This window comes from Propioniciclava sp. MC1595 (assembly GCF_017569205.1).
Lineage (GTDB): Bacteria > Actinomycetota > Actinomycetes > Propionibacteriales > Propionibacteriaceae > Propioniciclava.
In genome coordinates this window covers 995385-1015861 of sequence record NZ_CP071870.1, presented here as the reverse complement: position 1 = coordinate 1015861, position 20477 = coordinate 995385, and the positions used below count along the sequence as shown (strand labels likewise).

The 20477-nt window shown below is 72.0% G+C and carries 23 protein-coding genes and 1 pseudogene; 17 read left to right on the top strand and 7 right to left on the bottom strand.

Annotation, left to right across the window (positions count from 1 at the left end; all coding sequences use genetic code 11):
• Window positions 1-380: 380 nt before the first annotated feature.
• Window positions 381-1040: an FCD domain-containing protein gene (locus J4N02_RS04815; RefSeq protein ID WP_188332590.1), complete on the bottom strand. Its 660-nt coding sequence runs from the start codon at window positions 1038-1040 to the stop codon at window positions 381-383.
• A gap of 276 nt (window positions 1041-1316) precedes the next feature.
• Between J4N02_RS04815 and J4N02_RS04810 the strand changes: the two genes are divergently transcribed.
• On the top strand, window positions 1317-2723 hold the full coding sequence (locus tag J4N02_RS04810; protein ID WP_188332589.1) for a serine/threonine-protein kinase: 1407 nt from the start codon (window positions 1317-1319) through the stop codon (window positions 2721-2723).
• A 12-nt stretch (window positions 2724-2735) separates the two neighbouring features.
• On the opposite strand, the gene J4N02_RS04805 is transcribed toward J4N02_RS04810, so the two are convergent.
• Window positions 2736-4124, bottom strand: a complete 1389-nt coding sequence (locus J4N02_RS04805) for a serine hydrolase (protein ID WP_188332588.1) — start codon at window positions 4122-4124, stop codon at window positions 2736-2738.
• 413 nt (window positions 4125-4537) lie between these two features.
• Between J4N02_RS04805 and J4N02_RS04800 the strand changes: the two genes are divergently transcribed.
• The 5 genes from J4N02_RS04800 to J4N02_RS04780 all read left to right on the top strand — a co-directional run bounded on the left by J4N02_RS04800 (window position 4538) and on the right by J4N02_RS04780 (window position 10354).
• Window positions 4538-6739: an NADP-dependent isocitrate dehydrogenase gene (locus J4N02_RS04800; RefSeq protein ID WP_188332587.1), complete on the top strand. Its 2202-nt coding sequence runs from the start codon at window positions 4538-4540 to the stop codon at window positions 6737-6739.
• Window positions 6740-6816: 77 nt separating this feature from the next.
• Complete coding sequence (locus J4N02_RS04795; protein WP_188332586.1) at window positions 6817-7554, top strand: trimeric intracellular cation channel family protein; 738 nt, start codon at window positions 6817-6819, stop codon at window positions 7552-7554.
• A gap of 69 nt (window positions 7555-7623) precedes the next feature.
• Complete coding sequence (locus J4N02_RS04790) at window positions 7624-8514, top strand: patatin family protein (protein ID WP_243760873.1); 891 nt, start codon at window positions 7624-7626, stop codon at window positions 8512-8514.
• Between the two features lie 10 nt (window positions 8515-8524).
• On the top strand, window positions 8525-9694 hold the full coding sequence (locus tag J4N02_RS04785) for an amidohydrolase (protein WP_182814438.1): 1170 nt from the start codon (window positions 8525-8527) through the stop codon (window positions 9692-9694).
• Window positions 9695-9703: 9 nt separating this feature from the next.
• A complete protein-coding gene (locus J4N02_RS04780; protein ID WP_243760872.1) occupies window positions 9704-10354 on the top strand; it encodes a cation transporter in 651 nt (216 codons plus the stop codon).
• A gap of 19 nt (window positions 10355-10373) precedes the next feature.
• Here J4N02_RS04780 and J4N02_RS04775 read toward each other — a convergent pair whose 3' ends face one another.
• Together J4N02_RS04775 and J4N02_RS17355 are read right to left on the bottom strand one after the other, a co-directional pair.
• Window positions 10374-10850 (bottom strand): C40 family peptidase, encoded by a 477-nt coding sequence (locus J4N02_RS04775; protein WP_208091130.1) that lies wholly within the window; start codon window positions 10848-10850, stop codon window positions 10374-10376.
• A pseudogene (locus J4N02_RS17355) lies at window positions 10778-11197 on the bottom strand (S-layer homology domain-containing protein); the annotation flags it as partial. The gene J4N02_RS04775 and the pseudogene J4N02_RS17355, both read right to left, overlap by 73 nt.
• Between J4N02_RS17355 and J4N02_RS04765 the strand changes: the two are divergent.
• Window positions 11151-11411: an iron-sulfur cluster repair di-iron protein, ric gene (locus J4N02_RS04765; RefSeq protein ID WP_188332585.1), complete on the top strand. Its 261-nt coding sequence runs from the start codon at window positions 11151-11153 to the stop codon at window positions 11409-11411. The pseudogene J4N02_RS17355 and the gene J4N02_RS04765 sit on opposite strands and share 47 nt — an antisense overlap.
• A 33-nt stretch (window positions 11412-11444) precedes the next feature.
• Window positions 11445-12152: a DNA methyltransferase gene (locus J4N02_RS04760; protein ID WP_188332584.1), complete on the top strand. Its 708-nt coding sequence runs from the start codon at window positions 11445-11447 to the stop codon at window positions 12150-12152.
• 380 nt (window positions 12153-12532) lie between these two features.
• On the opposite strand, the gene J4N02_RS04755 is transcribed toward J4N02_RS04760, so the two are convergent.
• Genes J4N02_RS04755 through J4N02_RS04745 form a run of 3 tightly spaced genes read right to left on the bottom strand, consistent with a single transcriptional unit; the run spans window position 12533 to window position 13942 of the window.
• A complete protein-coding gene (locus J4N02_RS04755; protein WP_188332583.1) occupies window positions 12533-13357 on the bottom strand; it encodes an SDR family oxidoreductase in 825 nt (274 codons plus the stop codon).
• Window positions 13354-13650: a HigA family addiction module antitoxin gene (locus J4N02_RS04750; protein ID WP_188332582.1), complete on the bottom strand. Its 297-nt coding sequence runs from the start codon at window positions 13648-13650 to the stop codon at window positions 13354-13356. Before J4N02_RS04750 ends, J4N02_RS04755 begins: the two co-directional genes overlap by 4 nt.
• Before the next feature lie 10 nt (window positions 13651-13660).
• Window positions 13661-13942: a type II toxin-antitoxin system RelE/ParE family toxin gene (locus J4N02_RS04745; RefSeq protein WP_101601792.1), complete on the bottom strand. Its 282-nt coding sequence runs from the start codon at window positions 13940-13942 to the stop codon at window positions 13661-13663.
• A gap of 99 nt (window positions 13943-14041) precedes the next feature.
• Between J4N02_RS04745 and J4N02_RS04740 the strand changes: the two genes are divergently transcribed.
• The 9 genes from J4N02_RS04740 to J4N02_RS04700 all read left to right on the top strand — a co-directional run bounded on the left by J4N02_RS04740 (window position 14042) and on the right by J4N02_RS04700 (window position 20164).
• Window positions 14042-15430, top strand: a complete 1389-nt coding sequence (locus tag J4N02_RS04740) for a recombinase family protein (protein ID WP_188332581.1) — start codon at window positions 14042-14044, stop codon at window positions 15428-15430.
• A gap of 225 nt (window positions 15431-15655) precedes the next feature.
• On the top strand, window positions 15656-15907 hold the full coding sequence (locus J4N02_RS04735; protein ID WP_188332580.1) for a hypothetical protein: 252 nt from the start codon (window positions 15656-15658) through the stop codon (window positions 15905-15907).
• A 155-nt stretch (window positions 15908-16062) separates the two neighbouring features.
• Window positions 16063-16464 (top strand): hypothetical protein, encoded by a 402-nt coding sequence (locus J4N02_RS04730; RefSeq protein ID WP_188332579.1) that lies wholly within the window; start codon window positions 16063-16065, stop codon window positions 16462-16464.
• A complete protein-coding gene (locus J4N02_RS04725; protein ID WP_188332578.1) occupies window positions 16461-18212 on the top strand; it encodes an AAA family ATPase in 1752 nt (583 codons plus the stop codon). Before J4N02_RS04730 ends, J4N02_RS04725 begins: the two co-directional genes overlap by 4 nt.
• Window positions 18209-18496, top strand: coding sequence for an AP2 domain-containing protein (locus J4N02_RS04720; protein WP_188332577.1), 288 nt, complete (start codon window positions 18209-18211; stop codon window positions 18494-18496). Before J4N02_RS04725 ends, J4N02_RS04720 begins: the two co-directional genes overlap by 4 nt.
• Window positions 18493-18750 carry a WhiB family transcriptional regulator gene (locus J4N02_RS04715; protein WP_188332576.1) on the top strand — a complete coding sequence of 86 codons (258 nt, stop codon included), beginning with the start codon at window positions 18493-18495 and terminating at the stop codon, window positions 18748-18750. The genes J4N02_RS04720 and J4N02_RS04715 overlap by 4 nt, the downstream gene beginning before the upstream one ends.
• Window positions 18747-19163: a helix-turn-helix domain-containing protein gene (locus tag J4N02_RS04710; RefSeq protein WP_188332575.1), complete on the top strand. Its 417-nt coding sequence runs from the start codon at window positions 18747-18749 to the stop codon at window positions 19161-19163. The genes J4N02_RS04715 and J4N02_RS04710 overlap by 4 nt, the downstream gene beginning before the upstream one ends.
• On the top strand, window positions 19160-19930 hold the full coding sequence (locus J4N02_RS04705; RefSeq protein WP_188332574.1) for a hypothetical protein: 771 nt from the start codon (window positions 19160-19162) through the stop codon (window positions 19928-19930). Before J4N02_RS04710 ends, J4N02_RS04705 begins: the two co-directional genes overlap by 4 nt.
• Before the next feature lie 27 nt (window positions 19931-19957).
• Window positions 19958-20164, top strand: a complete 207-nt coding sequence (locus J4N02_RS04700; RefSeq protein WP_188332573.1) for a hypothetical protein — start codon at window positions 19958-19960, stop codon at window positions 20162-20164.
• The last annotated feature ends 313 nt before the right edge of the window (window positions 20165-20477 follow it).

Here is a 20477-nt window from a genome sequence, read left to right as displayed (position 1 = left end):
GTCGCGCGTGCGCGCGAGGACGAGCAGGGACGCGAACCCATGCCGCCGCCAGGACCGCTGCCCACACCGGAGTCACCCGCTGGGTGCCTCCATGATGGAGATGATCGCAGGCCCGATGATGACGATCATCAGCGCGGGCAGCAGCGTAAGCACCAAGGGGAATGACACCGCACCTCGCGGGCTTGGGTGTGCAGCACGTCGGCCAGCGGGATGCCGTATTCCTCGACCTGGATGGTGGCGTCTAAGCCGAGGCCCGACTCGACCCGGCGGTCAGACGGTGCGCACCATCAAGGACGGCGATTCGGTCGACCTGGGCGACCTCACCCTGCACTGGACGAGCCAGCGGTCTCGCACGCTCGGCATGGTGAACGACGGCTTGGTCAGCTGACCGGGACCTCCAGAAACTCCACGTCGACCTCGACGTCCAGGGGGATCGGGGCACCGACCAGGTGGGGTGAGTCCATCCGGGGGGCACCGACGAGGCGCAGCCGGTCGATCAGGGTCTCCGCGAGCGACTCGACCCCGGCGAAGTCACCGGCCGCGATCAGGTCGACGATGCGGGCGTCGGGGCGCAGGGAGTCGCTCAGGACGCCCTGCTCGACGGGCACCCGCAATCCGTCGTAGGCCGTGCGCAGCCGCAGTTCGGTGCACAGCCGGGCGAGTTCGGCGTTCGGGTGCAGGGACAGCAGGGTCGCCACGAACGCGTCGTCGGCCCGACGGAACGCCAGGTAGTCGCGGGCAGCGACGGCCGCCTCCACTCCCTCGGCCAGGTGTCGCAGGGTGATCAGGTCGACCGGCCGCGCGTGCTCGGCGGCCGTCCGCAGCGCCACGGGCTCGAGCATCCGCCGGATCTGGACGATCCCGTCCCCCGGCGCCTCGGCCCGGTCGCGGACGCGGATGGCGTCCTCCCCCACCCGCTCGAGGAAGCCGTCGCGACCGAGTTCCATGAGCACCAGCAGGGTCACGGAGGCGTCGGCGCGGAGCAGGTCGGCGATCCGGTCGATCTCGATCGGCTCGTCGGTGGGGATGCTCCCGTCCACGACCATCATGCGCAGCCGCGCCACGAGGTGGGCAGGTGGTCGCGGTGCGCGTCTGTCCGAGCTTGCCTTCACATGCACGGCCTGACCTTTCCGGTGTCGCCCCTGCGGGGCGGTGACACGATGGTAAACGCTCCTGGCGCCCCGTTCAGCCGGTTGCACTGTTGTCGTCCGATGTCTGGCCGCACGCGGGCGTGGCGACCGTCCCGCCCCTTGCCACAGCCCCCTGCGGACGGCGCCCGATTCGGCCCGCACCCCAGCGGCGTGGACAATGGTCCGGTGCATGAGGGGATGCTGCTGGACAAGCGCTACCGCCTGGATGCCCGGATCGGGCACGGCGCGGCCGGCGAGGTCTGGCGCGCCCACGACCTGCACCTCAACCGGGTGGTCGCCGTCAAGACGGTGCGCATGGGGCCGGGTTCCGGGGACGTCCCGCTGGCCCGCTTCCGCCGCGAGGTGGACGCCGCGGCCAGCCTGAACCATCCCAACGTCGTCTCCCTCCACGACGCCGGCCAGGACGACCACGTGGCCTACCTCGTCATGGAGCTGCTCGACGGCCCGTCGGTCGCCGAGGCGGTCGCCACCCAGGGCCCGCTGCCCCTCGACCGGGGCCTGGCCATCGGGGAGTCCGTGGCGCGGGGGCTGGCGTCGGCCCACGCCGCCGGCATCGTCCACCGCGACATCAAGCCGGCCAACGTGGTCTTCCACGACGGGTCGGTCAAGGTGGTCGACTTCGGCATCGCCCGGCTCACCGAGGGCAACGGCGAGACGCTCACCCAGGCGGGCTTCACCACCGGCACCGCCGCCTACATGTCCCCCGAGCAGGCGCGCGGGGACAAGGTCGACGCGGCGTCCGACGTGTACTCGCTGGGCTGCCTGCTGGTCGCGCTGTTCACCGGGCAGCCGCCGTTCCCCCGCGACCTGCCGGTCGCGCAGGCCCTGGCCCACCTCACCGACACCCCACCCCGGCTGACCGAGCGGCGCCCCGACCTCCCGCCCGAATTGGACGCCCTCGTCGCCCGCATGCTTGCCAAGGAGCCCGCCGAACGGCCCACGGCGTCCGAGGTCGCCGACGCGCTGGCCCACCTCGCCGCCGGGGACCGGACCGCCGTCATGCCGGCCGTGCTCACCGCCCCCACCCGGCCTGCGCGGCGCTGGCCCCTGGCGGTGGCGGCCGCGATCCTCGTCCCGGCGCTCGCGCTGGGCGGCTGGTGGGCGACCCGGTCCGAGCCCGGGTCGGCACCCGTCAGCCCGACGCCGAGCGCGGCCACCTCCGCGGTGGTGAGCGCCGAGCCCACCGCGGTCGGGACGCCCGCGCCCACACCCTCGCCGTCCGCCACCGCGGATGCGGTCTGGACACCCGCCCCGGCACCCACGCGCACCAGCGCACCCCCCGCCCGGCCCCCGGCCACGACGCGGCCGGTGAACCCGGCGCCGGCTCCGGCGCCCTTCAGCCTCGGCGCGGCGAAGACGGCGATCGACAACGCAATCGGCGGCGTCTCCAACCCGGGCGGACGCCGCCAGCTCGAGCGGGCGTGGGGATCGCTGCAGTCGGGCATGACGGCGGCGAACGCGGGCTCGCGGCTCGACCAGCTCGCTGCCACCGCCCGCAACACGACCCAGCTCTCGCGCGACGAGCTCAACACCATCCTGGGCGCGATCGCGTCCGCGAAGGGGCGGCTCTGACCCGACCGCGGGTCAGTCGACCGGGGCCAGCCCGTACAAGGAGTCGGCGCCGAGGGGCTTCGGGCCCACCCATTCGGTGCGCCCGGACCCGTCGTCCCGCAGCCTGACCAGCAGGCTGTGCGGGGCGTCCAGCGCGACCACGTGGCCGACCCAGTGGCCCCACCCGACCCACGCCCCCGACGCCGCGACGCGCAGCGTGCGGCCCGACCAGCGCATGGTGCCGGTGCGCCACTCCCCGAACCCGACCGCGAGCTGGTGGTCGCCCCCGTACTGGTCGACCCAGCGCAGCTGCCAGCCGTCGGCGTCGTCGACCAGCCGCCACCGGTTCGTGCGGTTCTCGAAGGTGAGCCCGACGGTCGCGCCGCGCTCGCCCCACACCGTCGGCAGGCGCAGGGACGCCAACCGCTCGGCCAGGCCGTCCCCGGCGTCCGGTGCCCGGTCGAAGGCCGGGAGCAGGCTGGCCCACACCTCGTCGAGCACCTCCTGCATGCGCTCGGTGGAGGCGGTCAGCACCAGCACGGCGTCCTGGGCGGGCATCACGACGCCGAACTGTCCGAACGCGCCGTCGCCGCGGTACCCGCCGCGGGTGTCGTGCCACACCTGCCAGCCGTAGCCCTGCGCCCAGTCGGGCTCGGCCCAGGAGTCGGTCTCGACGTGGCGCTGCCGGTGCCGGGTCACCCACTCCACGGGCAGCAACCGCTCCCCCGCCGCGACGCCGTCGTCGAGCAGCAGCTGGAAGAAGCGGGCGATCCCCTCGGGGCGGACGTGCAGGCCGGAGAAGCCCAGGACGCGGCGGGCCGGGTCGGTGTCCCACGAGGTGCCGGTGATGCCCAGCGGGGTGAACACGCGGTCGACGAGCAGCTCGTGGACGGTGCGGCCGGTGGCGTGCCGGACGACCTCGGCCAGCGTCCACGTGGCGAACTGGTTGTAGCAGAAGGTCGCGCCCGGGACCCCCTCGGGCTCAGTCGCCAGGGCCACGCGCCACGGCTGGCGCCCGGCCAGCCGGGAGGTGCGGGGGTTGAAGACGTCGTCGCGCGTGTGGCCGGTGGCCATGGCGAGGCAGTCGCGGACCCGGATGCGGGAGGCGACGGGGCCCGCGGCGTCCACCACGTCGGCGAAGAGGTCGACCAGCCGGTCGTCGTAGGAGAACGCGCCGTCGGCAACGGCGAGCCCGACGGCCGCGGAACAGAAGGTCTTGGACAGCGAGTAGACCAGCGGCGCGTGCTCGGGACGGTGCGGCGCCCACGTCCCCTCGGCGACCACCTTCCCGTGCCGAACGAGCATCAGCGAGTGCATCGTGATGTGCCGGCGGGCCAGTCCGTCCAGGAGGTCGTGGACGCCGCGCGGGTCGACTCCGACCTCGTGGGGAAGCGCGCGGGGAAGCAGCCGGTCGGTGGTCACTGGAACAGTCTGGCACGGGTTCTCCACAGGATGCTGGGTATGGCTTGTGGATGTCGGAGCACTCCCCTGTGGAGGGCCCGACTCCCCTGTGGACGACACGCCGTGGCGCTTGCCGCGGCCGACCCCGGGCGCTAGGAATGTCCCTACACACCGCCCCTGCGGTGGTGTGGGATGGCTCGACAAGAGGTGGCCGTCGGTGGTCTGCAGTCCGCCGCTCCATCCGGGTGACGTGGATGGGGGGCACTTCCTCGGGTCATCGGCCGGAATCGTCACAACATCTCCGGCCAGAAGAGAGTCGAAACGGGTCCTTGCCGCTCATACCGGCGGGGGCCCGTTCCGTTCCGGGTGGTGGCGGCGAAACGCTAGGGTGGACGGGACACGACTGGGACAACTCAAGGGAGACTCGAGTCCGCATGGCCAAGATCATCTACACGCTCACCGACGAGGCACCGCTGCTCGCCACCTACTCCCTCCTTCCGATCGTCGAGGCCTTCACCTCGACCGCCGGTGTGGAGGTCGAGACCCGCGACATCTCGTTGGCCGGCCGCATCCTGGCTGCCTTCGCCGACAGGCTGCCCGACGACCAGCGCACGGCCGACGCCCTCGCCGAGCTCGGTGAGCTCGCCAAGACGCCCGAGGCCAACATCATCAAGCTGCCGAACATCTCGGCGTCCGTCCCCCAGCTCAACGCCGCCATCGCCGAGCTGCAGGCCCTGGGCTACGACCTGCCCACCTACGAGGAGGCCTCGGCCGAGGACAAGGCCCGCTACGACAGCGTCAAGGGGTCGGCCGTGAACCCGGTCCTGCGCGAGGGCAACTCCGACCGCCGCGCCCCCGCCGCGGTCAAGAACTACGCCCGCAAGCACCCGCACTCGATGGGTGAGTGGTCGGCCGACAGCAAGACCCAGGTCGCCACCATGGGTCGCGACGACTTCCGCAGCAACGAGCAGTCGGTGATCATGCCCGAGGCCGACACCCTGCGCATCCAGCTCGTCGACTCCGCCGGCGAGGTCTCGGTGCTCAAGGACGACCTGAAGGTGCTCGAGGGCGAGGTCGTCGACGCGACCGTCCTGCGCGCCGCGTCGCTGGACGCCTTCCTGCGCGAGCAGGTCGAGAAGGCCAAGGAGCTCGGCGTCCTGTTCTCGGCGCACCTGAAGGCCACGATGATGAAGGTCTCCGACCCGATCATCTTCGGCCACGTCGTGAAGGCCTTCTTCCCGGCCACGTTCGCCCAGTTCGGCGACGAGATCGCCGCCGCCGGCCTGTCCCCGAACAACGGCCTCGGCGCCCTGATCGACGGGCTCGAGGCGCTGGGTGGCGGCGGGGAGGAGATCCTCGCCTCCCTCAAGACCGAGCTCGCCAACGGCCCCGCCCTGGCGATGGTGAACTCCGACAAGGGCATCACCAACCTGCACGTCCCCTCCGACGTGATCGTGGACGCCTCGATGCCGGCCATGATCCGCATCGGCGGCAAGATGTGGGGCCCCGACGGCAAGGAGGCCGACACCCTCGCGGTCATCCCCGACTCGTCCTACGCCGGCGTCTACCAGGCCGTCATCGACGACTGCAAGGCCAACGGCGCGTACGACCCGGTCACCATGGGCTCGGTGCCCAACGTCGGCCTGATGGCCCAGGCGGCCGAGGAGTACGGCTCGCACAACAAGACGTTCGAGATCACCCAGGCCGGCAAGGTCCAGGTCGTCACGGCGTCCGGTGAGGTGCTCATGGAGCACGACGTGCAGCCGGGCGACATCTGGCGCGCCTGCCAGACCAAGGACGCCCCGATCCGCGACTGGGTGAAGCTGGCCGTGACCCGCGCCCGCGTCTCCGACACCCCGGCCATCTTCTGGCTGGACAACGAGCGCGCCCACGACCGCAACCTCATCTCGCTGGTGGAGAAGTACCTCGCCGACCACGACACCGAGGGCCTCTCCATCGAGATCATGAGCCCGGTCGAGGCCACCAAGAAGTCGATCGAGCGCATCCGCCGTGGTGAGGACACGATCTCGGTGACCGGCAACGTGCTGCGCGACTACAACACCGACCTGTTCCCGATCCTCGAGCTCGGCACGTCGGCCAAGATGCTGTCGGTGGTCCCGCTGATGAACGGCGGTGGCCTCTTCGAGACCGGCGCCGGCGGCTCGGCTCCCAAGCACGTGCAGCAGCTCGTCGAGGAGAACTACCTGCGTTGGGACTCGCTGGGTGAGTTCCTGGCGCTGGCCGAGTCGCTGCAGCACCTGGCCCGCAGCGCCGGCAACGACCGCGCCGCGGTGCTCGGCAAGGCGCTGGACGCCGCCACCGGCACGCTGCTCGACGAGAACAAGTCCCCGGCCCGTCGGGTCGGCCAGACCGACAACCGCGGTTCGCACGCGTGGCTGGCGGTCTACTGGGCTGAAGAGCTGGCCAAGCAGACCGAGGACGCCGAGCTCGCCGCCGCGTTCGCCCCGATCGCGACCGAGCTGCGCGAGAAGGCCGACACGATCGCCGAGGAGATGATCGCGGTCCAGGGTAAGCCGGCCGAGCTGGGCGGCTACTTCCGCCCCGATGCCGACAAGACCTCCGCGGTCATGCGCCCCTCCGAGACGCTGAACGGCATCATCGCCAAGCTCGGCTGACCCCGACGGACGACCACGACAGCCCGCGCCGTTGGCGCGGGCTGTCGCCGTTCCGGCCGCGTGCGAGAATCGGCGACGTGATCTGGGACGCCGAGACGATCTTCAGGATCGTGGATGTCACCGGGGTGGTCGCCAACGGGCTCCTCGGGGGTGCCGTGGCCCGCTCGCGGCGCTTCGACATCGTCGGGTTCGCCACGCTGGCGATCATCTCGGGCCTGGGCGGCGGCATGATCCGCGACGTCCTGCTGGGGTCGGGCTACCCCGTCGCCCTGGTCGACCCCGCCTACCTGACCGGCGCCCTCATCGCGGCCGTGATCGCCTACGTCGTCCACCTCGAAGGCGCGCTCGCCCGCCGGGCGCTGTCCCTGTGCGACATGCTCGCGCTGGGCTGCTGGTCGGCCACCGGCACGATCAAGGCGGCCGCCCTGGGCCTGGAGCCGATCCCCTCGATCATGCTCGGCGTCATCACCGCCGTCGGCGGCGGCATGCTGCGCGACGTGCTGGTCGGCAAGACCCCGGCCGTCTTCGGCGGCAACACGCTGTACGCCTCGATCGGCGTGCTGGGCAGCATCGAGGCGCTCGCGCTGTTCCACCTGGGCCACCCGCAGGCCGGCATGGCGGCGTCCATCATCACGTGCGCCGTCCTCGGCCTGCTGGCCCGCCGGCTCGGCTGGATGCTGCCCGAGCCCATCGACTTCCGGCTCAGCAACCTCAGGCTGCGGCCGCTCTCCCCCAAGCGTTCCGTCCAGCGCCTCCGCGACCGCATCGCCCGGCGCGAGGCCGCCGATGTCGACCCCGACGACCCGGACGCCTGATGCGCGTCCTAGTCGCGGACGGCCCGCGCACCCTCCGGGACCAGCTGCCGGGTCGGTAACCTGAAGGGCGTGCCCACCGCCCCCGTCGTGAACGTGCCCGATGTCGCCCTGGTCTTCGAGGGTGGCGGCATGCGGGCCGCCTACACCTCCGCCGTGGTGGTTGCGCTCGTCGAGGCCGGGCTGGTGTTCCCGTTCGTGGCCGGGATCTCGGCCGGGGCGTCCAACACCGTCAACTACCTGACCGGCGACGCCTGGCGGGCGCGCGCCTCGTTCACGACCTTCGCCGCCGACCCGCAGTTCGGCAACTGGCGGACGTTCGTGCGCGGGCAGGGCCTGTTCAACTCCGACTACATCTACCGGCGCACGTCGGGGCCGGGCGAGGCGCTGCCGTTCAACTACCCCGCCTTCCTGGCCCACCCGGCCGAGTTCGCCATTGAGGCGTTCCGCGCCCGCGACGGCGCGACGGTCCGCTGGGGGCGGGCCGACATCCGCGAGCACCAGGACCTGATGGCGCGCGTACAGGCGTCCTCGACGATGCCCGTGGTGATGCCGCCGGTCGAGATCGACGGCGAGGTCTACGTCGACGGCGCCCTCGGCGCCACCGGCGGCATCGCGATCGACGCCGCCCGCGAGGCCGGCTTCAGCAAGTTCCTCGTCGTGCTCACCCAGGAGCGCGGCTACGCCAAGGGCCCGATGTCGAACCCGTGGTTCTACCGGCGGCACTTCCGCCGGTACCCGTCCGTCGCCGACGCCCTGCTGACGCGCTGGTCGCGCTACAACGCCACCCGCGACGAGTTGTTCCAGCTCGAACGCCAGGGGGACGCCTACCTGTTCGCCCCTGACGCCATGACCGTCTCCAACGGCGAGCGCAACGTCGCCAAGCTGGAGGCCGCCCACGCGCAGGGGCTGGCCCAGATGGCCCGTGAGATGCCCGCCCTGCGGGAGTTCCTGCAGGCCTAGGCTCGGGCGCATGAACGTCGCCATCACCGGGGCCCGCGTCGTCCCCGTCACCGCCGAGCCGTTCGACGGCAAGGTGGTCCTCACCGACGGGCGGATCGCAGCGCTCGGCCCCGACGTCGAGGTCCCCGCGGGGCACGAGGTCGTGGACGCCGCGGGTGCGTGGGTGCTGCCCGGCTTCGTGGACGCCCACGTGCACCTCGGCGTGTGGGAGGAGGGCGAGGGCTGGGCCGGCCAGGACACCAACGAGATGACCGATCCCGTCATGGCCGGCGCCCGCGCGCTGGACGCGATCAACCCCCTCGACCAGGGCTTCGACGACGCCCTGATGGGTGGCGTCACGTCGGTGAACGTGAACCCGGGCTCGGGCAACCCGATCGGCGGGCTGACGGTCGCGATCAAGACCTGGGGCCGCGTGGTCGACGAGATGGTGCTGCGCTCCCCCTCCGGCCTCAAGGCGGCCCTGGGCGAGAACCCCAAGCGCGTCTACGGCGACCAGAAGCGGACGCCCTCGACCCGGCTCGGCACGGCCCTGGTGATCCGCAAGGCGTTCACCGAGGCGCGCAACCACGCCGCCAAGGACGACGCCGAGGGCCACCTCGTCAACGAGGCCCTGCTCGCGGTGCTGAACCGCGAGATCCCCTGGCGCCAGCACTGCCACCGCGCCGACGACATCGCCACCGCCCTGCGCATGGCCGACGAGTTCGGCTACGAGCTCGTCCTCGACCACGGCACCGAGGCCTGGAAGATCGCCGACCTCGTCGGAGGGCGCGGCATCCCGGTGCTGTACGGCCCCCTCATCGTCACCCGCTCCAAGGTCGAGGTACGCGACCGGTCGCTGGCCGCCCCCGGCATCCTCGACCGCGCCGGCTCACCGGTGTCGCTGATCACCGACCACCCGGTCGTCCCGATCGAGTACCTCGTCACGCAGGCGGCCCTCGCCGTCCGCGAGGGCATGGACGTCGACGCCGCCCTGCGCGCGATCACCATCAACCCGGCGACCGTCATGGGCGTGGCCGACCGCATCGGATCCCTCGAGGTCGGCAAGGACGCCGACGTCGTGCTCTGGACCGGCGACCCGCTCGCGCTGGCCAGCCGCGTGCTGCGGACGTGGGTCTCCGGGCGCGAGGTCTACTCCTGGGACGCCACCTCGCGCACCGCGACGTGGGCCAAGCGGTACTGAGGAGCTGCCGTGTGCGACAACGACGTGCACCTCGACCCGGACGCCGACCCGACACTGCGCCGCCGGCTGCGGACGGCGGTCCTGGCCGTCGCCCTGCTGAACCTCGCCTACTTCTTCGTCGAGATCGGCGTCGCCGTCGGCATCGGGTCGGTGTCGCTGTTCGCCGACTCGGTCGACTTCCTCGAGGACACCGCGGTCAACCTGCTGATCTTCGTCGCGCTGGGCTTCACCCTGCGCTGGCGCTCGGTCATGGGCAAGGTGATGGCCGTCATCATCTGCGTCCCGGCGGTGGCCGCGGCGGTCTCGCTCATCCTCAAGGCCGGCAACCCCGAGCCGCCCGACCCGCTGTCGCTGACGGTGACCGCCGGCGGCGCCGTGCTGGTGAACCTCGCCTGCGCGCTCATTCTGGCCCGGTTCCGCGAGCACGGCGGCTCGATGACGACCGCGGCGTTCCTGGCCGCCCGCAACGACGTGCTGGTCAACGTCGCGATCATCGTGATGGGGCTGATCACGGCCGCCACCCTCAGCGGCTGGCCCGACATCGTGCTGGGCGCGATCATCATCGTGCTCAACGTGTCCGCGGCCAAGGAGGTCTGGGAGGCCGCCGAGAACGAGAACCTCGCCGCCCAGGCGATGGCCGGCGACCTCGACGACGACTGAACCGCGCGGCGTCCGGTGGCTACGGGAAGACCCGCTTCACGTACGGCGCGATGTAGCTGATGCCGTACTGCGGGATCACCGTGCGGATGCCGGCGTAGCGGCCGTACGCCTCCATCATGGTCCCGTCGCCCAGGTCGATGGTGACGTGGTGCACTCGGCCCGCGGAGTTGGTGTAGAAGATCAGGTCCCCGCGCCGGCGTTGGGCCACCGGCACCGACTGCAGCCCGGTGTGGGCGTACAACTGCGCGCTGGTGCGGTACGTGGGCTCGGCGTGCTTGATGACGTCGATCGGCTGCGGGTCCCGCCCGGCGGCGTAGATGGCCTGGAGCACCAGCCCCGAGCAGTCGAAGCCGAGCTCGACTGGCGGCTGGGCGTGAAGGCCGGCGAGCCGACGAAGCGGTAGAGGAAGGCGGCCATCGCCCCGCGCTCGATCGGCAGGGTCGGCCGGTACGTCCGGTCCGACCAGCCCGTGGTGATGCCCTGCGCGGCCGCCCACTCGATGTCGTCGTGGAAGGGTGCACCGCTGGGGACGTCGACGAAGGTGGCGGCACGTGCGCGCGGGGCCGCGAACCCGACGAGGGGCGCTGCGGCCAGCCCGGCGAGCACGGTCCGCCGCGAGAGCTGGGGGAAACGGCGTGGCGAGCCCGGGGCGTCCCGGTGGGGTCGCTGGTCATGCCGCGAGCCTACGCCCGGCGGGACCCGCTCGGGGGCGGACCCGGACACTTGACGCCCGTCAAGGAACGCCGGGCGCGGGCGTCCTACGGTCGAACCAACACACCGACCCAAGGAAGCCACGATGAGCACCTCAGCCCTCGCCACCGCCCTCGAGTACGCCCCGATCATCGCCCGCGTGCACAGCCACCACCCCGAGCTGGCGCGCATCCGCGACCTGACCGAGGCCGTGGCCACGGCCGAACCGGACGTCGACCTCGCCCCGCTCTTCGCCGAACTCCGCACGCTCACCAACGACTACAAGGCGCCGGCCGACACGTGCGAGACCGTCGAGGCCACCTACCGGGCGCTGGCCTCCGTCGAGGCGGAGTACGCCGGCCGCTGATCCGGTGAGGGCGCGACCGGCTAGCCTGCGGCCATGACCCGGCCCGCCCTGCACGACGACCGGTCCGTGCTGGACGCGCGCCTCACCACGACGCTCGCCGCATTCGTGGCCGCCCACCCGCCCGGTGCCGACGAGGACGTGCACATGGTCCCGGCCGTGGTGGACCACGTGATCGAGCGCCTCACCCAACCCGGCGACGTGGTGCTCGACCCCTTCGCCGGGTTCGGGACCACCCTGGCCCGCGCCGTGGCGCTCGGCCGGCAGGCCTGGGGCGTCGAGCTGCTCCCCGAACGGGTGGCCTACGCACGGGCCCGCACGCCAAGCGCGCTGGTGGTCGAGGGCGACGCCCGTGCCCTGCTGGCCGTGCTCGCCGAGGGCGTGCCCCGGACGCCGCGGGCTGCGGTCGACCTCGTGCTCACCTCGCCGCCGTACATGACCGCCACCGACCACGACGCCGACCCCCTCACCGCCTACGAGCTGGACGGGGGCGACTACGCCCGTTACCTGCGCGAGCTGGGGCTCGTGGCCGCCCAGTGCGCCCGGGTGGTGAGGCCTGGCGGGCACGTCGTCTGGAACGTCGCCGACATCCACCACCGGGGCCACACCACGCACCTCATCGACGACTGCGCCCGCGTGCTGGAGGAGCACCTCGGCCCGGTCACCATCGTCCCCATCGACTGGGACGCCCTCCCCCACGACCTCGTGGCCGACGCGCTGCTGGTGTCCCGGCGTCCGGGCTGACGCAGCGCCCCGCGCGCCAGGTGGCCCGAACAGACGCACCTCGAAAGTGAATCTGCTCCTGCTCAATCGGGTGCAGATTCACCTTCGAGGTGCATCTGTGAGGCGCCGGTCGATTGATCGGGCGTCACCGCCCGACCAGCTCACACGTTGAAGCGGAACTCCACCACGTTCCGCCACTTGTAACCATCACGGCACATCGGTGCACACCGGTCCGTCGGGGCCTTCAGAGTAGGAAACACGTCTTTGAACGGCCGCCAGGGCGCCAACAGCGCGAGGGGGATCACACCAGCAGCATCCGAATCAGACAACGAGCAGCACCTGTACCAGTCAATCAGCACGTAGGCGCTTCGGTTCACTGCGGAGCAGCACGGAGGTACGTCTCAGGCTTCCGGCGGCCGACCGTCAGCAGGAGGACGCCAGCGCGCGAACCCACCTTCGGTGTTGAGCACCTGCCCCGTCACCCAACGGCCCTCATCGCTGACCAGCCACTCCACCAAGCGAGCGGGATCATCCGGTTCGCCCATCCGCCCGAATGGGAACATCGGCGCGACCCGAGCCATGATCTCGGGGGTCATGTATCCCGTGTCGACTGGCCCTGGATTGACCGTGTTGACGGTGATGCCGACATCGGCAAGCTGGTCGGCCAAGGTCACCGTGACACCCGCGAGTGCTGCCTTAGACGCCGCATAGGCCACCTCGCCCGGCATAGGTCCGAGGCCCTGGCCCGAGGTCATCAGGACGACGCGACCACCCGGGCGTCCATCGTGCTGCGCGGCGAACGCCTGCACCAGCAGGAGGGACGAGCGGGCGTTGACGGTCCAGTGGGCGTCGAGCATCTCGGCGGTCAGGTCGCCGAGGGCCCCATCGCCGCCCGATCGGGCGTGGTTGCAGACGAGGATGTCCAGATGGCCGAGCTCCGTCACAGCTCTATGCACGGCAGCCTCGGGAGCACCGTCCTGAGCCAGATCAACCGCAAGGTCGACGACGCGCTGGCTGGAGTCAGCACGATTCGCGTCGAGCTCCTGCATCACTGCCTCCAGGTCGTCCCCACCCCACGGTTGGTCCAGGTCATGCGGCCGATGGTGCGTCACGAGCACGTCAGCCCCGCTTCGGACCAGCCTCGACGCAATCGCGAACCCAATCCCCTGCCGACGACTGACCCCCGTCACGAGTGCCGCTCGTCCTCGAAGTGACCGGGCGCTCATGCAGTCCGTAGCGGCTGAATGCTGTCCAGCGCGTCCCCGAGGGCGTCCATCTCGACCTCAAGGTCATAGCGCACCTGCAGGTTGATCCAGAACTGCGCACTCATGCTGTAGAAGCGCCCCAGACGCAGAGCCGTATCCGCCGTGATCCGACGCTTGCCGTGCACGATCTCGTTGATCCGACGCGGCGGAACGCCGATGGATACTGCCAGCCGGTTCTGAGTTACGCCCATTGGAACGAGGAACTCCTCCATGAGGATCTCGCCCGGATGGATCGGGGGAATCTTGTCATCCATGTCGCACCTCCTAGTGATAGTCGACAATCTCAACCTCGCTGGGGCCCGCAGGAGTCCAGACGAAGCAGATCCGCCACTGGTCGTTGATTCGGATGCTGTGCTGACCGATCCGGTCGCCCTTGAGTGCTTCCAGCCGGTTCCCCGGTGGAACGCGGAGTTCATCAAGCTCGTGGGCAGCATCGAGTAGCAACAGCTTTGTGAGCGCCTTCTTGTGCAGACGAGAGTCGAGACGCTTGACGCGCTGTCGCAGGAACAGGCGTTCGGCATCGCGGTCGGCAAAGGAGACGATCACCCGACCATCATATAACGCAGCGCGTCATTAACGCTAGACATTAAACCGGAACTCGACCTATACGCACCATATACCAACGTCAAGTGATACGCTAGATCCATGACGAAGACGGCGCCCACCATCCCCGCGGCGATCTACCTGCGCGTGTCCCTCGACCGGACCGGCGAACAGCTCGCCGTCGATCGCCAGCGCGAGGACTGCCGCGCGATCGCCAAGCAACGCGGCTGGGACGTCGTCGAGGAGTACGTCGACAACTCGATCAGCGCGAGCGACGCGCGGAAGAACCGGCCCGGCTACAACCGGCTCGTGGAGGACTTCGAGCGCGGCCGGTTCCGGGCGCTGATCTGTTGGGACCTGGACCGGCTCACCCGCCAGCCCAGGCAGCTGGAGGACTGGATCGAGGCCGCCGAGGCGCGCGGCCTGCTGCTGGTCACCGCGAACGGCGAGGCCGACCTGACCACCGACGGTGGCCGGCTGTTCGCCCGGATCAAGGCGGCCGTCGCGCGGGGCGAAGTGGAACGCAAGAGCGCCCGCCAGTCTCGGGCGCAACGGCAGCGCGCCGAGCTTGGCAAGCCACCCGCCGGCGTCCGGCTGACCGGCTACACGCTGCGCGGCGAACTCGTCCCCGAGGAGGCCGCCATCGTGCGGCAGGTGTTCGACCGGTTCACCGCCGGCGACTCGCTGCGCAGCCTCGCGCGCTGGCTGGAGGACTCCGGCACACCCACCCGGCGGGGGGGACGGTGGAACCCCTCCACGGTGTCCGGGATTCTCACCAACGCCCGCTACGCCGGCCGCTCCACCTACCGCGGCGAGGACACCCAGCGAGAAGGGTCGTGGCCGGCCATCGTCTCCGCCCAGCAGTTCGCCGCCGCCGGGGCGCTGTTGGCCGACCCCAGGCGCAAGACGAACCGGCGCGGGACGGACGCCAAGCACCTCGGGTCGTCCCTCTACGAGTGCGGGGAGTGCGGCGCGAAGGTGTACAGCTGGTCGGGGAACCGGTACCGCTGCAAGGCCGGCTGCTTGGCGCGGTCCGGCGCCCAGGTTGACGCCTACGTGGTCGCAGTGGTTCGGGAGAGGCTGTCACGCCCGGACCTGGCGCAGCTCATCCCCCACGCGGCCGACGACACGCTGGTCCATGAGGCCCTCGAGCTTGCGAACCGGGCGCGGCATCGGCTCGCCCAGATCGAGGCCGACTACGACGCCGGACACATCGACGGCCGCCGCTACGCGGTCGCCTCCGACAAGGCGCGCGCCGAGATTCTGGCCGCCGAGCGCGAGCAGGTGCGCCTCATGTCGGGCGCCGGCCCGGCGTCCGTCCTGGCCGCCGCCAACCCGGCCGATGCGTTCGACGCCGCCCCCCTGATGATCCGCCAGAAGGTGATCGACGCGCTTATGACCGTCACCCTGCACCGTGGGGCGCACGGTTCGAAGGTGTTCGACCCGGACACCGTCGCCATCGAGTGGAGGGCCGGCGCGCCGGACGCCTGACCCCTGCTGGAACTCGGCCGACCGGCCGAGCTACTATGTCGAATAGCTGGAGAACGAGCCAGCGCACGGAACAGCTAGCCCCCCGGCCACGGTTCGAGCTTCACACGCGGGCACGGGGTATCGAGTGGATCGCTTCGGGCACCGTCCGCGCATCACTACGAAGGGGCCGAACTCCCCCGAGCCGTAGGAGCCGCGCGAGTCGTTGACTCACGCCCGGAGGCTCCCATGACCACCACCGCCAACGCCGCCACCATCTCCCCCAACTGGAGGGTCGAGCGCGGACGTATCGCGGCCCTCACCCGCTCCCGAACCCCCGACGACCCCGAGCTGCTGGCCGCCCGCCGCGACCTCAAGGCCGCCCGCCTGGCCGAACACATCACCGAGGTCGTGGACGCTGCTCCGCCCCTGACCGAGGCGCAGCGCGCCGCCCTGGCCGCCCTCCTGCGGGCTGGCACCAAGGGGGCCGCGTCCGCATGACCCAGCCCAACGCAGAACGCCGCCCCCCTCGACCGGGGGACGGCGTCCGAAAGGATGCGCGCCCGCGCACGGCAAGCATAGCTCCGCCCGACCCCGCCAGCGGGCCGGCGTACATCGTCGCCCGCCACCTGGCCGGCGGCCGAGTGCATCGGCGCGTGTTCCTCACCGCCGACGCCGCGGCCCGCCAGCTGGCGCGCATGGCCGCCCGTGGCGCCTCCGGGAGCGTGCACGTCGCCTACCTGACCCCGACCCCGCCGGACGCCGAGGCGCCGCCAGTGGGCGCCGGCGAGGCTCCGGACGAGGTCGCCGAGGCGCCGGACGTCGTCCGGCCGTCCTACGAGTCCCCCGAGGTCGCCGAGGACGCCCGGTCGCTGATGCTGGCCATCCTGCGGCGTGACCCGGACGCCGCCGAGTGGGTCGCCGCACACTCGACCGACCCGCGCGCCCTGGCGCTCAGGCTGGGCCGGTTCGCCGCCTACGCCCTGGTCGACTTCCTGCGCTACGAGGGCGCCCTGCGCGTCGTCTACGGCTCCGACTCCGCCGGGGGTGCCCTGTGACCGGCCCCGAGCCCGCCAAGGCCGCCACCGAGGCGCCCACGGCGTCCGGCGGCCTGTCCTGGCTGGACGCGCTCAAGGGCCCGCGCCAGCGCCCCGAGCCCACCGGCGCGCCCGTGGTGGTCGCCGACCTCGACGGCCGGACCCGCTACGCCGCCACAGCCCTCGCCCGCGAGGCCGAGGCCGTGGCCGGCGCACCCGAGGGGCAGCGAAACGACACCCTCAACGCGGCAGCGTTCAGCCTGGCCGGCCTGTTCCCGTCCGGCGCCCTCGACGCGCCAACCGTCCGGGACACCCTCCTGCAGGCCGCCATGAGTGCCGGCCTGTCCCGGGTCGAGTCGCTGCGCACGATCGCGTCCGCGTTCCGCAAGGCGCAGCCGCGCGACCTGTCCGGCGTCCGGGAGCTCGCACCGCCCAACGTCACCGAGGTCGACGCCGCCCAGCTGGTCACGATCGGCGAACACGTGGACGAGTCGGGGCAGGTGTGGGAGACGTTCACAGGCTCCACCGCCGCCGAGGTCGACGCCGACGCACTGCGGCGCGCCCAGCACGCCCGAGAGGTCGCCGAGCGCGTCCGCGCACTACGGGTCGACAGCGACGCGCGCGCCATCCTGGCCGCCGAGAGGCGCCCGGACGCCCCGCCGTTCGACGCTGGCACGCTCGCCGAAGTGCTCGCCCGGCCGACCGAGCCGGACGCCCGCGTCGCCGAGCTGATCCCGTGGGAGGCGTCCACTCTGGTCGTGGCACAGCGCAAGACCGGCAAGACCACCTTCAACCTGAACCTCGCGCGATCGCTCATCACCGGCGCGCCGTTCCTCGGGTCGCTGGCCGTTCGGCCGATCGCGCCCGACGCCCGGGCCGCATTCCTCAACTTCGAGGTGAGCGCCGCCCAGCTGGCGCGGTGGGCGGCCGACGTCGGGGTGCCGGCTGATCGGCTGTTCCTGGTCAACCTCCGCGGCCGGCGGAACCCGTTGGCCGATCCCGAGGACCGCGCCGACTTGGCCGAACTGCTGCGCGCCCAGCGGGTCGAGTCGCTCATCGTTGACCCGTTCGGCCGCGCCTACTCCGGCCAGTCGCAGAACGACATCGGCGAAGTGACGGCGTGGCTTGCCGACCTCGACCGGTTCGCCCGCGCCGAGGTCGGCGCCCTCGACCTCATCCTCACCGCCCACGCGGGGTGGCAGGGGGAGCGCGTCCGCGGGGCGTCCGCCCTGGAGGACTGGGCCGACAGCATCGTCCTCCTGACCAAGGAGGACGACGACAAGGGCGGCCGGCGGTTCGTGCGCGCCATCGGCCGAGACGTTGACCTCGAGGAGGACGCGCTCGACTTCGACCCGGACACGCGAACGCTGAGCCTGTCAGGCGCCGGCTCGCGCAAGGCCGCCGGTGAGGAACGGCGAGACGTTGACACCGCCGCCGCCATCCTGGCCGTGCTGTCCGTCCATCCCGAGGGGCTGAGCGGCAAGGAGTTGGCCGACGCTGTCGGCCGCAAGGACGGCGCGTTCACCAACGTCCGGAACGCCATGGCCGCGGCCGGGGCGCTCGCCGTCGAGAAGCGGGCCGGCCGCGGTGGAGGGATCACCTACAAGCTCGGACGTCCCGAAGGTGCCGAACATGCCGAGAACCTACCGGGCCGGGACCTTCCGAACCTACCGAACCTCCCCTGTATTTGGGGAGGTTCAGGTTCGGGGACGTTCGGCAGCGAAGGTGCCGACGCGGAAACGACGCAGGCCGAGGGTGGCCGGCCATGAGGTACGACCGCCAACGCGCCGCCCTCCGCTCGGACAACTCGACCGGGTTCAAGGGCGTCACCCGAGCCGGGGACAAGTGGCAGGCCAGCATCCGCCGCGACGGCCGGCCCGTCCACCTCGGCCTGCACTCCACCCCTGAGGCCGCCGCCCACGCCTACGACCTGGCCGCCCTCGACCTTCACGGGCCCAACGCCTGGACCAACGCCCAGCATGTGGCCGGCCTGACGCTCGACCCCGACGGCGTCCGGGACGCCAGCACCACCGACGAGAGGACCACGCCATGACGACGACGACCGCCGCCCCGTGGACGGCCTGCACCGAGCCCAAGCTCCCGCGCGGCCTGTGGACGTCCGAGAAGGCCGCCGATCGGGCCGAGGCCGCCGGCTACTGCCCGTTCTGCCCGGTGGCCGGCGCGTGCCTGGCCGCCGCCCTCGACCTCGGCGCGACGTGGGGCGTGTGGGCCGGCCATGACATGGGCACGCCGGCCGGCCGCCAAGCCGCTCGAGCCGCCCACGCGGCAGCCGAGGGGGCAGCGTGAGCCAGAGCACCACGCCACACGCGCCACGCGGGGTCAGGATCGCCCAGGACGCCGGCCCCGAGGTCTGCACCCGCGTCGGCCCCGTCGTGCTCCTGGCCGGCCCTGCCGTCGATGCGGTGGCTTACGCCGTCCGGGTCGCCCAACGCGAACGCCGCCGCGACGGCCTGCCACCGTCCCGCGCCCTCGATCGACTGGCCGGCGTCCTGTCCCCGGGAGGACACGAGGACATACCCGCCGAGCCGATCGACGAGCCTGAACCCATGATGAGCACCAGCGAGGCCGCCGCCCTCCTCGGGGTGAGCCGCCGCCAAGCCACCCGGCTGGCGCCTCAGCTCGACGGCCGGTTCACCGGCGGCCGCTGGCTGATCCCCTCCCGCACCCTCGACGACCACCTCGAAGGATCGACCCCATGAGCACCCGCACCACGCCGGCCGGCGTCCCGGCCGCCACCGTCAGAGCCGACAACGCGCGCATCCGCATGTCGTCCACCGCCGACAACTTCGGCGACCCCACCAACCGGTTCGGCGACCTGTGCGCCGCCTTCGACGCCCTCGACCTGCCGATGCCTGCCACCCTGGCCGACGAGCTCGCCGAGCTGGGCGACCTGGCCGTCCGACTCGACACGCTCACCGCCACCGAGCCGGCGTTCACCCTCGACGACCTCCGCGCCGACGACCACGCCGAACGGTTCACCCGCTCGACCCTGGCCGGCCTGGTCGCCACCCATGGCGCCAAGTACGCCGCCCAGGTCCTGGCCGTCCTCGACGGCACACGCCGGCAGGCGATCCGCCGGCACGCGCCCGAGCTGCTGGCCATCCTCGGCGACCTCTACGCCGACCGGGCCGCCGACTTCTGGCAGGCCGACGACCCGACGATCACCGGCGCCGAACGTGACCGCCGCCAGCACCTCGAAACCCACCTCGGCCGCGCCGTGGCCACGTGCTGGAACCTCACCGGCCCCGCTGGGCTGCGCTACCCGTCCGCCGAGGTTCACGCCTGGTTCCACTTCACGCCGCAGGCGTGGGACCGCTACATCCACGAGGGCATGCCCGGCGCCCAACCCCGCGGCAACGTCTACACGTTCGCCACCCACTGCGGCGCCCAACCCCGCCTGGTCGCCAGCCGGCGCGACGCCGACGCCGAGGCCGCCGGCCACCACGACCGCCGCCGCGGCTACTGACCCCCCACCCACGAGAGGCCCCCACCGATGAGCACCCCCGACGACAGCCACGCCGCGAAGCAGTTCGCCGCGATGATCGCCGACGCCAGCCGACCCAACCGGCCCACCCCCGCCGAGACGGTCATCCTCGACGACCGCACCGCCCAGGCGCGCGCGTTCGACGACAAGCTCCGCGCCAAGGCCAAGGGCCACCGCTGGACTGAAGGCACCGACTACCAGCCCCGCCCCCGATGAACCCGCGCGCGCTGGCCCTGGTTGTGCCGTTCGCTTCCATGCCCGCGCGCGCCGCCGGCCGAGTCCTCGACGCACACGACAGGACGCGCGCGGAGTCGCACGGGCGCACCCTCTCGCCTGGTGCTCGGACCCACGGCCGGCAACCCGGCGGCCGGACCGCGCTCGAGGTCTCCTTTCCCTCGACCGCACCGGCCGCCGGCCCGACCGCCGACGGCGTCCGCTCAGCTTTGGACTGGTTCCCCTTTCGCCGAGCTGGACGCCGTCGGCCCTCGACCAAGCCGAGGGGGGTGGGGACCCCCCCCCCACCCCCTCC